11 protein-coding genes are annotated in these 12,527 nt (G+C 61.6%); 4 read left to right on the forward strand and 7 right to left on the reverse strand.

The genetic code is table 11. The features are described from left to right. Nucleotides 1-79: 79 nt before the first annotated feature. The 3 genes from clpB to rluD all read right to left on the reverse strand — a co-directional run bounded on the left by clpB (nucleotide 80) and on the right by rluD (nucleotide 4,459). Nucleotides 80-2,644, reverse strand: a complete 2,565-nt coding sequence (gene clpB / locus AC3A5O_RS24555) for an ATP-dependent chaperone ClpB (protein ID WP_305491125.1) — start codon at nucleotides 2,642-2,644, stop codon at nucleotides 80-82. A gap of 130 nt (nucleotides 2,645-2,774) precedes the next feature. Then, nucleotides 2,775-3,500, reverse strand: coding sequence for a peptidoglycan editing factor PgeF (pgeF, locus tag AC3A5O_RS24560; RefSeq protein WP_122564925.1), 726 nt, complete (start codon nucleotides 3,498-3,500; stop codon nucleotides 2,775-2,777). Next, nucleotides 3,497-4,459, reverse strand: a complete 963-nt coding sequence (gene rluD, locus AC3A5O_RS24565) for a 23S rRNA pseudouridine(1911/1915/1917) synthase RluD (protein ID WP_003205696.1) — start codon at nucleotides 4,457-4,459, stop codon at nucleotides 3,497-3,499. Before rluD ends, pgeF begins: the two co-directional genes overlap by 4 nt. A gap of 150 nt (nucleotides 4,460-4,609) precedes the next feature. Here rluD and AC3A5O_RS24570 point away from each other — a divergent pair, with 150 nt between their 5' ends. The 4 genes from AC3A5O_RS24570 to AC3A5O_RS24585 all read left to right on the forward strand — a co-directional run bounded on the left by AC3A5O_RS24570 (nucleotide 4,610) and on the right by AC3A5O_RS24585 (nucleotide 8,907). After that, on the forward strand, nucleotides 4,610-5,626 hold the full coding sequence (locus tag AC3A5O_RS24570; protein ID WP_058546854.1) for an outer membrane protein assembly factor BamD: 1,017 nt from the start codon (nucleotides 4,610-4,612) through the stop codon (nucleotides 5,624-5,626). 125 nt (nucleotides 5,627-5,751) lie between these two features. Beyond that, on the forward strand, nucleotides 5,752-5,985 hold the full coding sequence (locus tag AC3A5O_RS24575) for a PP0621 family protein (protein WP_122564926.1): 234 nt from the start codon (nucleotides 5,752-5,754) through the stop codon (nucleotides 5,983-5,985). Then, on the forward strand, nucleotides 5,975-7,564 hold the full coding sequence (locus tag AC3A5O_RS24580; protein ID WP_305481920.1) for a two-component system sensor histidine kinase NtrB: 1,590 nt from the start codon (nucleotides 5,975-5,977) through the stop codon (nucleotides 7,562-7,564). Before AC3A5O_RS24575 ends, AC3A5O_RS24580 begins: the two co-directional genes overlap by 11 nt. Further along, the gene (locus tag AC3A5O_RS24585; RefSeq protein ID WP_305468544.1) at nucleotides 7,561-8,907 is read left to right on the forward strand and encodes a sigma-54-dependent transcriptional regulator; all 1,347 of its coding nucleotides are present in this window, start codon (nucleotides 7,561-7,563) and stop codon (nucleotides 8,905-8,907) included. The genes AC3A5O_RS24580 and AC3A5O_RS24585 overlap by 4 nt, the downstream gene beginning before the upstream one ends. Nucleotides 8,908-9,082: 175 nt before the next feature. On the opposite strand, the gene AC3A5O_RS24590 is transcribed toward AC3A5O_RS24585, so the two are convergent. The 4 genes from AC3A5O_RS24590 to AC3A5O_RS24605 all read right to left on the reverse strand — a co-directional run bounded on the left by AC3A5O_RS24590 (nucleotide 9,083) and on the right by AC3A5O_RS24605 (nucleotide 12,525). Continuing rightward, nucleotides 9,083-9,448 (reverse strand): DUF6124 family protein, encoded by a 366-nt coding sequence (locus tag AC3A5O_RS24590; protein WP_487753849.1) that lies wholly within the window; start codon nucleotides 9,446-9,448, stop codon nucleotides 9,083-9,085. A 1,099-nt stretch (nucleotides 9,449-10,547) separates the two neighbouring features. Beyond that, on the reverse strand, nucleotides 10,548-10,712 hold the full coding sequence (locus tag AC3A5O_RS24595) for a hypothetical protein (protein WP_305471304.1): 165 nt from the start codon (nucleotides 10,710-10,712) through the stop codon (nucleotides 10,548-10,550). A gap of 253 nt (nucleotides 10,713-10,965) precedes the next feature. After that, the gene (gene thiO / locus AC3A5O_RS24600) at nucleotides 10,966-12,066 is read right to left on the reverse strand and encodes a glycine oxidase ThiO (RefSeq protein WP_305468547.1); all 1,101 of its coding nucleotides are present in this window, start codon (nucleotides 12,064-12,066) and stop codon (nucleotides 10,966-10,968) included. 57 nt (nucleotides 12,067-12,123) lie between these two features. Continuing rightward, nucleotides 12,124-12,525 carry a type IV pilin protein gene (locus AC3A5O_RS24605; protein ID WP_305468548.1) on the reverse strand — a complete coding sequence of 134 codons (402 nt, stop codon included), beginning with the start codon at nucleotides 12,523-12,525 and terminating at the stop codon, nucleotides 12,124-12,126. Nucleotides 12,526-12,527 lie beyond the last annotated feature (2 nt).

The raw sequence follows: 12,527 nt of genomic DNA on the forward strand, positions 1-12,527 counted from the left end.
TTTCCTTTGAGTTCAACGGCCTGATGAAAAAAATGGCCTTGCAAGGCAAGGCCATTTCCATCGTCGCCAAAGCCGGCCTTCAGTTGAAGACGATTTCGTCGTTCTCCACCGTACCGGTCACGGTTTCGCCCGGCATGAAGCGCCCGGACAGGATTAACTGTGCCAGCGGGTTTTCGATCCAGCGCTGGATCGCTCGCTTGAGCGGCCGTGCGCCATAGACCGGGTCGTAACCCACCGCAATCAACTTGTCCAACGCCTCACCGCTCAACTGCAATTTCAGCTCACGCTCGGTGAGGCGGCTGCGCAGGCGACCCAACTGGATCTCGGTAATGCCGGCAATCTGATCCCGGGCCAACGGCTCGAAGATCACCACTTCGTCGACCCGGTTGATGAACTCCGGACGGAAATGGGTAGAGATCGCGTCCATCACCGCCGCGCGCTGCGCCTCGCGATCGCCCACCAGCTCCTGGATCTGCGTCGAGCCCAGGTTGGAGGTCATCACGATCACCGTATTGCGAAAGTCCACCGTGCGCCCGTGGCTGTCGGTCAGGCGACCATCCTCCAGCACTTGCAGCAAAATGTTGAACACATCCGGATGGGCCTTCTCGACCTCATCGAGCAGGATCACCGAATACGGCTTGCGCCGCACCGCCTCGGTCAGGTAACCGCCCTCTTCATAGCCGATATAACCCGGTGGCGCACCGATCAGCCGTGCCACGGAATGTTTCTCCATGAACTCGGACATGTCGATGCGCACCATGGCCTCTTCCGTGTCGAAGAGAAACTCGGCCAGCGCCTTGCACAGCTCGGTTTTACCCACACCGGTCGGGCCGAGGAACATGAACGAGCCACTCGGACGATTAGGGTCCGACAACCCGGCGCGGGACCGGCGCACGGCGTTGGAGACCGCTACGACCGCCTCTTCCTGGCCAATCACGCGCTGGTGCAGCAAGCTTTCCATTTTCAGCAGCTTGTCGCGCTCGCCTTCAAGCATCTTCGAGACCGGAATGCCGGTCCATTTGGACACCACTTCGGCGATCTCTTCCTCGGTGACCTTACTGCGCAGCAACTGGTTTTCGCTCTTGCCGTGCTGGTCGACCATTTGCAGGCTGCGTTCCAGATCCGGGATCACCCCGTACTGCAGCTCGGCCATGCGGTTGAGGTCGCCTTTGCGGCGAGCCGCTTCCAGTTCCTGGCGGGACTGTTCGATCTTTTGCTGGATCTGCGCCGAGCCCTGGACTTCGGCTTTCTCCGAGTTCCAGATTTCCTCGAGGTCGGAATACTCACGCTCGTGACGAACGATTTCTTCCTGCAACCTTTCCAGACGTTTCTTCGCCGCTTCGTCGCTTTCTTTCTTCAGGGCCTGGGATTCGACCTTGAGTTGAATCAGGCGCCGCTCCAACCGATCCAGCACTTCGGGCTTGGAGTCGATTTCCATGCGGATGCGGCTGGCCGCCTCGTCGATCAGGTCAATGGCCTTGTCCGGCAACTGCCGGTCGGTGATGTAGCGGTGGCTGAGCTTGGCCGCGGCGATGATCGCGCCATCGGTGATCGCCACCTTGTGGTGAACTTCGTAGCGTTCTTTAAGGCCGCGCAGGATGGCGATGGTGTCTTCTTCGCTCGGTTCCTCCACCAGCACTTTCTGGAAGCGCCGCTCCAGCGCCGCGTCCTTCTCTATATATTGGCGGTACTCGTTGAGCGTGGTCGCGCCGACACAGTGCAACTCGCCCCGGGCCAACGCCGGCTTGAGCATATTGCCGGCGTCCATCGACCCCTCGCCCTTGCCCGCACCGACCATGGTGTGCAATTCGTCGATGAACAGGATGATCTGCCCTTCCTGCTTGGACAGTTCATTGAGCAGCGCCTTGAGCCGTTCTTCGAACTCGCCACGGTACTTGGCACCGGCGATCAAGGCCCCCATGTCCAGGGACAACAGGCGCTTGCCCCTGAGGCCGTCCGGCACTTCGCCGTTGATGATGCGCTGGGCCAGGCCCTCGGCGATGGCGGTTTTACCCACGCCTGGCTCACCGATCAGCACCGGGTTGTTCTTGGTGCGGCGTTGCAGCACCTGGATCGTGCGGCGGATTTCATCGTCGCGACCGATCACCGGGTCGAGCTTGCCTTCCTCGGCCCGCTTGGTCAGGTCGACGGTGTATTTGTCCAGCGCCTGGCGCGACTCCTCATGGTTGGCGTCGTTGACGGCTTCGCCGCCACGCAGGTTGTTGATGGCATTTTCCAGGGCTTTCTTGCTCACGCCTTGGCCGAGCAGCAACTTGCCAAGCTTGCTGTTCTCGTCCATGGCGGCGAGCAGCACCAATTCGCTGGAAATGAACTGGTCGCCCTTCTGCTGGGCCAGGCGGTCGGCCTGGTTGAGCAGACGCGCCAGATCCTGGGACATGTTCACGTCACCGGTCGGATTCTGGATCTTGGGTAACTGGTCGAGCTCCTTGGCCAGTTCTTTGCGCAGGCTGTTGACGTCAAAGCCGACCTGCATCAACAGGGGCTTGATGGAGCCGCCCTGCTGTTCGAGCATGGCCTGCATCAAATGCGCCGGTTCGATACCGGGATGGTCCAGACCGACGGCCAGGGACTGGGCATCGGACAGGGCCAATTGTAATTTGCTGGTTAAACGATCAATACGCATGGGTCACCTTCCTAATGAGCAGGCCGGACCTTGAAAACATCCTGAATGAAGAAACCTGCCAGATACCGTTATAGATGTGGTCGATTCTGGAAGATTCAAGCCGGGCGCCCTTGATGCAGATCAGAGAAGTCTAGCGTTCGATCCAGATCAGCGAGGCAAAGCGACCGGTGCGCGGGTTGCGGCGGTAGGAAAAGAAACGTGGGTCGGTCACGGTGCAGAGACCGCCCCCGTAAACGGCCGTGACACCGCGTGCCGCCAGCCGCAAGCGGGCCAACTGATAGATATCGGCGAGGAACTTGCCGGGATTGGGGCTCGCGGCAAAGGCTTTTACCGCTTCAGGCAGTTGCGCGATGAAGGCTTCACGCACTTCCGGCCCGACTTCGAACGCTTGCGGGCCGATGGCCGGACCGAGCCAGGCCAGGATTTCTTCCGCGGGCACGGCAAGGCTGTCGAGGGTGGCCTCCAGCACACCGTTCGCCAGCCCGCGCCAGCCGGCATGGGCCGCCGCGACGCGGGTGCCGGCACGGTTGCAGAACAGCACCGGCAGGCAGTCCGCCGTCATCGCCGCGCAAGCGATACCCGGCGTCGCGGTCCAGCTGGCATCGGCGGTCGCCACCTGGGCCGGGTCAGCCTCGACCACAGCAATGCCGTGGACCTGCTGCAGCCAGGCCGGGGTGATAGCGAATGGATCGGTGACGCGACGGCGGTTTTCGGCGACGGCCGTGGGGTCGTCGCCCACATGGTCGCCCAGGTTGAGGCTGTCGAACGGCGCCAGGCTGACGCCGCCCTCGCGGGTGGTGACGCAGGCCTTGACCCGGGCCGGCGCGGGCCAGTCGGGTGTCAGCCAGTCACTCATCCGATGAACGCCTCGCGGTCCTGCTTGAGCAACGTCAGCAGCCAAACGAAATCATCCGGCAACGGCGATTCCCAGCTCATGCGCTTGCCGGTCGTCGGATGATCCAGTTCCAGGAAACGCGCGTGCAGCGCCTGGCGCGGGAAATTCTTCAGCGATTCGACCATGGTCTGGCTGGCGGCTGGCGGAATGCGGAAACGACCGCCATAAGCCGGGTCGCCCACCAACGGGAAGTTGATGTGGGCCATGTGCACGCGGATCTGGTGGGTACGACCGGTTTCCAGCTTGACCCGCACGTGCGTGTGGGAACGGAAACGCTCCAGCACGCGGTAATGACTGACCGCCTGCTTGCCGCCCTCCATTACCGCCATGCGCTGGCGCTGCTGGCCGTGACGACCGATCGGGGCGTTGATCTTGCCACCGGCAGTGACGACCCCGATCACGATGCATTCATAGATGCGGCTGACACTGCGGCTTTGCAGCTGTGTAACCAGCTGTGTCTGCGCCTGGATGGTCTTGGCCACCACCATCAGGCCGGTGGTGTCCTTGTCCAGGCGATGCACGATGCCGGCACGGGGCACATTGATGATGTCCGGTACGTGGTGCAGCAAGGCATTGAGCAGCGTGCCGTCGGCATGACCGGCCGCCGGGTGCACCACCAGGCCCGCAGGCTTGTTGATCACCAGGATGTCATCGTCTTCATAGACGATGTCCAGGGCAATGTCCTGGGCGACCCATTCTCCCTGGGCCTCCTGCTCGGCAGTCAGTTCGAGGATGGCGCCGCCATGGACGATGTCGCGCGGACGAATCACCGCCCCATCCACAGTCAGGCGGCCGTCCTTGATCCAGGCGGAAAGGCGCGAGCGAGAGTGCTCGGCAAAGAGTTGTGCGGCGACTTGATCGAGGCGTTGGCCGCCCAATTCGGACGGCACCTCTGCGCGAAGTTCTATTTTATCGGACATGCTCGGACTAGGCGTCGGCACAGCCTTTGGTTTCGGCTGCGCGCTTGTGGTTAAATACGGCGTCTTTTGCCCCGAGGCTTTCAACGGGGCGCTCATCATAACAGGACGGCCCCGCCCAAGACAGCGGCCGTCATAGGGACGCAAGCCGCCATGCAAGTGAAACACCTGCTGCTGATCGCCATCCTCGCATTGACTGCTGCTTGCTCGTCGAAGGAAGTCGTAGACGAAAACCTGAGCGAAGTCGAACTGTACCAACAGGCGCAGAACGACCTGGATAACAACAGCTATACCAGCGCCACCGCCAAGCTGAAGGCGCTGGAGTCGCGGTATCCGTTCGGTCGCTACGCCGATCAGGCCCAATTGGAGCTGATCTACGCCAACTACAAGAACGCCGAGCCGGAAGCCGCCAAATCCGCCGCCGAGCGTTTCATTCGTCTGCACCCGCAGCACCCGAATGTCGATTACGCCTATTACCTCAAGGGCCTGACCTCCTTCGACCAGGACGTCGGCCTGCTGGCGCGCTTCCTGCCGCTGGACATGACCAAGCGTGACCCGGGCGCCGCGCGCGACTCCTACAACGAGTTCGCCCAGCTGACCAGCCGCTTCCCCAACAGCCGCTACTCGCCGGACGCCAAGCAGCGCATGATCTACCTGCGCAACCTGCTGGCTTCCTACGAAATCCACGTGGCCGACTACTACCTGACCCGCCAGGCCTACGTCGCCGCTGCCAACCGGGGCCGCTACGTGGTGGAAAACTTCCAGGAAACCCCTTCGGTGGGTGATGGCCTGGCGGTGATGACCGAAGCCTACCAGCGTCTGCACCTGGACGACCTGGCGGCCACCAGCCTGGAAACCCTCAAGCTGAACTACCCGGATCACCCGTCGCTGGTCGATGGTCAGTTCACCCCACGGGTCGACGAAGCCGACAACCGTTCGTGGCTGAGCAAGGCGACCCTGGGCCTGATCGAGTCCCGTCCACCGTTGCCGCCGGGCGAAACCCGCGCCAACCAGGACGTGCAGCGTCAGTTCCAGGATGCCAAGGAAGCCATCCCGAACGAACTCAAGCCCAAGGACGAAAATGGCGACGTGATCGAGGAAGAAGAACCCGAGAACGAATCCAGCGACCGCTCCTGGTTCAGCTACATGACCTTCGGCCTGTTCGACTGAGGCCAAGGCATCAGCAAAAAGGGAGACCCTCGAGTCTCCCTTTTTTGTGCCCGGGTTTTATTGCGCTGTGCGCCGTTCCAGTCCTTGGCTAAACTGCCTGATCTCTAGCCAAAAAGCTGCCCATCATGCTTCGTTTACTGTTCTGGATCGCCCTGATTGCCGCCGCGGTATGGTTCTGGCGCAAGTTCAAGGGTGCCTCCTCCGCGCCGAACGCTCCCCGAGAGTACGACGCACCGCCCATGGTGCGCTGCGCCCATTGCGGCGTACACCTGCCCCGCGACCGGGCACTGGCCCTCGAACAACAATGGTATTGCAGCCAGGCTCACCTCGAGCAAGGCCCGGGCAATCGTGAGCGCTGAGGCCTCAAGCCCACGCGTCAAACAGACGCAGCGCCTGCTGCGCCTCTATCACCTGTACCGCCTGAGTATCGGCATCACCCTGGTGCTGCTGATCTCCAGCAACATGGACAACCGCCTGCTGGAGTTCGCCAACGACCACCTGCTGCGCAGCGGTAGCTGGTTGTACCTGGTGCTGAACATCCTGCTGGTGGTGTTCCTTGAGAACACCCGACGCCCTGCCCGACTGTTCGGCCTGGCCCTCACCGACGTGCTCTTGCTTTCATGGCTGTTTTTCGCAGCCGGCGGTGTGCCCAGTGCCATCGGCAACCTGATCATCGTCTCGGTGGCCATCGGTAACACGCTGTTGCGCGGCAGGATCGGCCTGTTGATCGCGGCCGTCGCCACCCTCGGCATCGTCGGTTCGAGTTTTTTTCTTGGCTTGAGCGACTCGAACCGTCCCAGCAGCTATTTGCAGGCCGGTACCCTCGGGGCGCTGTGTTTTGCCGCCGCGCTGCTGGTGCAAGGCCTGACCCGACGCTTGGAAGCCAGCGAAACCCTGGCCGAGCAACGGGCCAGCGAAGTGGTCGGCCTGGAAGCGCTCAACGCCCTGATCCTGCAACGCATGCGCACCGGCATCCTGGTGCTCGACCGTGAGCGTCGGGTCCAGTTGGCCAACGAAAGCGCATTGAATCTGCTGGGCATGCACGATCTGGTCGGCCAGCAGCTCGACGATTACTCCACTGCCCTGGTCGAACGCCTGCAATTATGGCGAAACAACCCCAGCCTGCGCCCGTCCAGCCTGACCGTTACGGGCACGGGCCTGGCCCTGCAACCGAGCTTCATCGCCCTGGGCCATAACGACCAGCATCAAATCCTGGTGTTCCTCGAAGACCTGGCCCAGGTTGCCCAGCATGCCCAGCAGCTCAAGCTCGCCTCCCTGGGGCGCCTGACCGCCGGTATCGCTCATGAAATCCGCAACCCCTTGGGCGCCATCAGCCACGCGGCGCAATTGCTGCGCGAATCAGAGGAACTGAACGACGCGGATCGGCGTCTGACGCAGATTATTCAAGATCACTCCCAACGAATGAATCGCGTCATTGAAAACGTTCTGCAGCTGTCTCGTCGCCAGCAAACCACACCCCAGCGTCTCGACCTGCGTACCTGGCTCGACCAATTCGTCCGGCAGGCCCGCGAAAGCATGGCCGAACACCAGCGCTTGCACCTGAGCATCGACCCGGGGGACTACACCACGCTGATGGACCCCGACCAGCTCACCCAGGTACTCGACAACCTGCTGCGCAACGCCTGGCGCCACAGCGCAATGGCCCATGAGCAGGCCGAGGCCTGGTTGAAACTGTTCATCGCCCCCCACAGCCAGCTGTCGACCTTGGACATCATCGACAACGGCCCCGGTGTAACGCCCGAGCAGCAGGCGCATTTGTTCGAACCTTTCTTCACCACCAGCAGCCAGGGCACCGGCCTTGGGCTCTATCTGTCCCGTGAGCTGTGCGAAAGCAACCAGGCCCGCCTAGACTTCAAACCACGCCAAGGCGGCGGTTGCTTTCGCATCACCTTTGCTCACGGACGGAAACAGATTTGAACAATCGCTCACGGCAACGAATCCTGATCGTCGATGACGAACCGGACATCCGCGAACTCCTGGACATCACCCTGGGCCGGATGAAACTCGACACCCGCAGCGCCAAGAACCTTGCCGAGGCCCAAGCCCTGCTGGCGGGAGATGCCTTCGACCTGTGCCTGACCGACATGCGCCTGCCCGATGGTACTGGCTTGGAACTGGTGCAGCACATCCAGCAACGTTATCCACAACTGCCCGTGGCGATGATCACCGCCTACGGCAGCCTGGAAACCGCCATCGACGCCCTCAAGGCCGGCGCCTTCGATTTCCTGACCAAGCCGGTCGACCTGGGGCGGCTGCGGGAACTGGTCACCAGTGCCCTGCGCCTGCCAGCCGTCGCCACACCGACCAGCACCATCGAGCGATGCCTTCTGGGCGACTCGCCGCCGATGCGCAGCGTGCGCAAACAGATCGAAAAACTCGCCCGCAGCCAGGCGCCGGTGTACATCAGTGGGGAGTCGGGTTGCGGCAAGGAACTGGTCGCCCGGCTGATCCACGAACAAGGCCCCCGTGCCAACCAGGGTTTTGTGCCGGTCAACTGTGGGGCGATTCCCACGGAACTGATGGAAAGCGAGTTCTTTGGCCATCGCAAAGGCAGCTTCAGCGGCGCCATCGAAGACAAGCCCGGACTGTTCCAGGCCGCCCATGGCGGGACTCTGTTCCTTGATGAAGTGGCCGACCTGCCCCTGGCGATGCAGGTCAAGCTGTTGCGAGCCATCCAGGAAAAAGCCGTGCGCGCCGTGGGCGGCCAGCAGGAAGAAGTGGTGGATGTGCGAATCCTCTGCGCCACCCATAAGGATCTGGACGCCGAAGTCGCCGCCGGGCGCTTTCGCCAGGATCTATATTACCGGCTGAACGTCATCGAACTGCGCGTGCCGCCCTTGCGCGAACGCCGCGAAGACATCGAACCGCTGGCCAATCACATGCTCCAGCGCTTGGCGGCCAACACCGGCAGCCCCGCAGTAAAACTCCATCCCCAGGCCCTGGCCGCGCTGCAAAACTACCGCTTCCCGGGCAATGTGCGGGAGCTGGAGAACATGCTCGAACGGGCCTACACCCTGTGCGAACAACAACTGATCGAAGCCGACGACCTGCGCCTGGCCGAAGGCAATAATGCCGGCGAGGCGGGCAAACCCGATTTGATGCAGGTCGACAATCTGGAGGACTACCTGGAAGACGTCGAGCGTAAGCTGATCCTTCAAGCACTGGAGGAAACCCGCTGGAACCGTACGGCGGCGGCACAGCGGTTGAAGTTGTCGTTTCGGTCGATGCGGTATCGGTTGAAGAAACTTGGGCTGGATTGAGCCACGGTTTTGAAGCCCACGTTTGCCTCTGTGGCGAGGGGATTTATCCCCGTTGGGCTGCGAAGCAGCCCCAAAAGCAGCGACTCAATCAACCTGACACTCCGAGATCTCAGGTCCCAGCGGGAGCAAGCTCCCTCGCCACAGGTTCGGCGTTCACCCTCTGTAACGCCGTTCTCTAGCCCTCCGGCACAGGTACCCGCTCGTCCAGCACACGATTGGCCAATAACTCACTCAGCTCAATCAACTGCTGTACCCCCAAGGCGATATGTCGCCGCGAGCCTTCAAGTTCGAAGGCCAGGTCGCTGATCGTTGCGTTGGCAGAGGCCAGGGTTTCGCTGAGGTTGGTGAGGAGACATTCGGTGTCGATGCCGTCCACGACAGTGAATAGCTGGGTTGAGGCGGGTTTCTTTTTGGTTTCGGGCTTTGGGCCGAGGTAATAGTCGAGGGCGCGTTTGGCGGCTTCATCGAGCTTTTGGTGATCAGGATCGACGTGGGTTGACGAGGAACCTGTTTCTGGGGGATTGGGTGTATCTTTAATCATTGTGCATCTCCAAGTTTTTGGAGCTGTCACCGATCGCCGCGACGCGATTGGAGGTGGCAGCTGTACGCAGGTTCGCGGACCGAACTTGGAGCTTCGGCATACCCGAAGGTATCCCACGCACAGCCAACCATGACACAACGACAAATACCGAAGCACCGTCGTCGGTTGGAATTATGCACCAAGTTAACGGGCCGCGACGCCCGGACGCTGAATTGGCAGCGACGGGAAAAGGTTAGCCAGAGTTCTTCCCACCCGGCAACCGCCAGAACTCGTCGGAAAATTCGGCTCGAATCAGGAATCTTGTCCGACCATTCCCACAAAGGCTGGTTGGATGTGAGGGCAGTGTGTATATCCGTTTCTGCGGTAACGGCTGCTTAGGGTTCCGCCCTTACGGCGGGTCACTTTCGAAAAGCCCGGAAGCCGGCCCAGTCAAAAGTAACCAAAGCGCTCCTGCCCCACCACTTGGCACCTCGCCTAGGCTCGGTGTGCCCTCACTCCGGCATTGCTCCGTGGGCCCGCCGCGAAGGGCCATCCATGGCCCAGCGCGGCTATCCCGGCATCCATGCCGGGATGCCCACTCCACAATGCCTGCGTTCGGCCAGCGTGGTTAACGGGGCGCCGAGATCAACGTCCACCGCGAGGCGGCCTAACAGCCGACCTGGTTCTTGGTGGGACCGCGTTTTTCCTGTGGGATCGAGCCTGCTCGCGATGGGGCCTGTCAGCCCAACATTCATGTGACTGGACCACCGCTATCGCGAGCAAGCTCGCTCCCACACGGGCTCGGTGGCGATCTGCAGATTTGCGGCCACTGCAAATCCCTGTGGGAGCGAGCTTGCTCGCGATAGCAGTGGGTCAGCTTGCATCAGCGTTGGATGTACCGCCGTCTTCGCGAGCAAGCCCCGCTCCCACACTGGGTCGGTGACGATCTACAGATTTTCGGCCACTGCAAATTCCTGTGGGAGCAAAGCTTGCTCGCGATGGCGGTGGATCAGCTGCATCAGCCTTGGACGTGCCGCCGTCTTCGCGAGCAAGCTTTGCTCCCACAGGTCCTGCTCAAACAGATCTGATGGGTGTACGACCAGGAGAACCAGGTCGGCTATTAGGCCGCCTCGGGGCGGACGTTGATCTCGGGCGCCCCGTTAACCACGATGGCCGAACGAAGGCATTGCGCAGTGGGCACCTCGGCATGGATGCCGAGGTAGCCGCGCTGGGCCATGGATGGCCCTTCGCGGCGGCCCACGGAGCAATGCCTTCGTTCGGGCATGCCGAGCCTAGGCGAGGCACCGAGTGGTGGGGCAGGAGCGCTTTGGTTACTTTTGACTGGGCCGGCTTCCGGGCTTTTCGAAAGTGACCCGCCGTAAGGGCGGAACCCTAAGTGGCCGTTACCGCAGAAACGGATATGTACACGATCAACAATTCTGGCCGACCATCAGGCCGCCATCGCGAGCAAGCTCGCTCCCACAGTTGGATCTCCCCACAGTTGAATCTGAGCACAAGAACTGTATCAAAACCGAACCTTACAACCGCCCAGCCGGCGCATACGGCACAGGATCAATCACCGGCTCACGCCCCAACATCAAATCCGTAAACAACTGACACGACGCCGGCGCCAACACCAGCCCATTGCGATAATGCCCACAGTTCAACCACAACCCCGCAACTCCCGGCACCTCGCCAATATAGGGAATACCTTCAGGCGACCCGGGCCGCAACCCAGCCCAATGCCCCACCACCTCAGCCCCCGCCAATGCCGGAATCAGCTGCTGCGCCGAAGCCTTCAGGCTCTCCAACGCAACTTGCGTCGGGGTCTTGTCGAAACCTTCGCGCTCCAGCGTACTGCCAACCAGAATATGCCCATCACGACGCGGGATCGCATAACGCCCCTTGGCCAGGACCATGCTCGACAGGAAATCCGACGCGCACTTGTACAGAATCATCTGCCCCTTGACCGGCTCGACCGGCAACTTCAGCCCCAGCGTCTTGAGCAACTCACCACTCCAGGCCCCCGCCGCCAGCACCACTTGATCGCCACGAAGCGGCCCGACAGAGCTGTCCACCCCCACGACACGCCCGCCATCACGGATGAACCCGCTGACCTCGCAATGCTCATGAAGCGTGACATTAGGCAGCGCCAGCAACGCAGCCTTGAGCGACTTCACCAACCGCGGATTACGCACGTTGGCCACGTCAGCCATATAAATCGCCCGGGAAAAACCCGAGCCCAGCACCGGCACCGCATCGTGGACCGCCGAGATATCCACAGCCCGCAGCGGGCGCCCTTCCCGCTGGGCCCAGGCCAGCGCTTCGTCCTGATCGTCCAGGTCCAGCCAATACAGCCCGGTCACGTGCACCTGCGGATCGATCCCGGTGGCGGCGAACAATCGCTCGCCCAGCTGAGGATAAAAATCCTGCGACCAATGGGCCAGCGCCGTGACCGCCGGGCTATAGCGCCAGGGGTACAACGGCGAAACGATACCGCCGCCGGCCCAGGACGATTCCTGGCCGACATTGGAGCGATCCAGCAGCACCACACGTTGCCCTGCGGACGCCAGATTGAACGCCGTCAGCAGGCCGATGACTCCGCCACCGACGATCACCACTTGCTGTTGCCTGGTCATGTTCTGATTCGACTCACTAAAACAACGGGCGCAAAAGCGCGCCCGGATAAAAGAAACTCAGCGCCCCCAACAATCCTTGGCGGTCACCCCGGCGGCGGCGTTCTCGATGCTTCGTACCCCGGTATTGGTGATTTTGAAGTCACCGCATTTGTCCGTCGCCATGGACGATCCACTCCTGCGTACAGCGGTCAGGATGAAGCTCTGGTCCGTTGGTACCAGGTTAATGGTGTAGAAATCGTTGCCGCTGCTCAAGCCAGTCGCATCGGTGTAGCGGTTGTTCTTCGAGTAGTAGCGCTCGAGAATTTGCGCCTGCTCGGATAAGAGCCCGGCAATTTCAGCGCGCCGGCCTTTCTTCATGTATTCGGTCAGGCTCGGATAGCCGACGGTGATCACGATACCGATGATCGCGATCACGATCATGATTTCGATCAAGGTGAAACCCCGGTTGGATCTTCGCATGC

The sequence above is a fragment of the Pseudomonas sp. Soil_N_39 genome (assembly GCF_057655955.1).

Coding starts and splice junctions, on each gene's coding strand:
- clpB (WP_305491125.1), bottom strand. CDS start 2,644: ATGCGTATTGATCGTTTAACCAGCAAATTACAATTGGCCCTGTCCGAT.
- pgeF (WP_122564925.1), bottom strand. CDS start 3,500: ATGAGTGACTGGCTGACACCCGACTGGCCCGCGCCGGCCCGGGTCAAG.
- rluD (WP_003205696.1), bottom strand. CDS start 4,459: ATGTCCGATAAAATAGAACTTCGCGCAGAGGTGCCGTCCGAATTGGGC.
- AC3A5O_RS24570 (WP_058546854.1), top strand. CDS start 4,610: ATGCAAGTGAAACACCTGCTGCTGATCGCCATCCTCGCATTGACTGCT.
- AC3A5O_RS24575 (WP_122564926.1), top strand. CDS start 5,752: ATGCTTCGTTTACTGTTCTGGATCGCCCTGATTGCCGCCGCGGTATGG.
- AC3A5O_RS24590 (WP_487753849.1), bottom strand. CDS start 9,448: ATGATTAAAGATACACCCAATCCCCCAGAAACAGGTTCCTCGTCAACC.
- AC3A5O_RS24595 (WP_305471304.1), bottom strand. CDS start 10,712: ATGCCCGAACGAAGGCATTGCTCCGTGGGCCGCCGCGAAGGGCCATCC.
- thiO (WP_305468547.1), bottom strand. CDS start 12,066: ATGACCAGGCAACAGCAAGTGGTGATCGTCGGTGGCGGAGTCATCGGC.
- AC3A5O_RS24605 (WP_305468548.1), bottom strand. CDS start 12,525: ATGCGAAGATCCAACCGGGGTTTCACCTTGATCGAAATCATGATCGTG.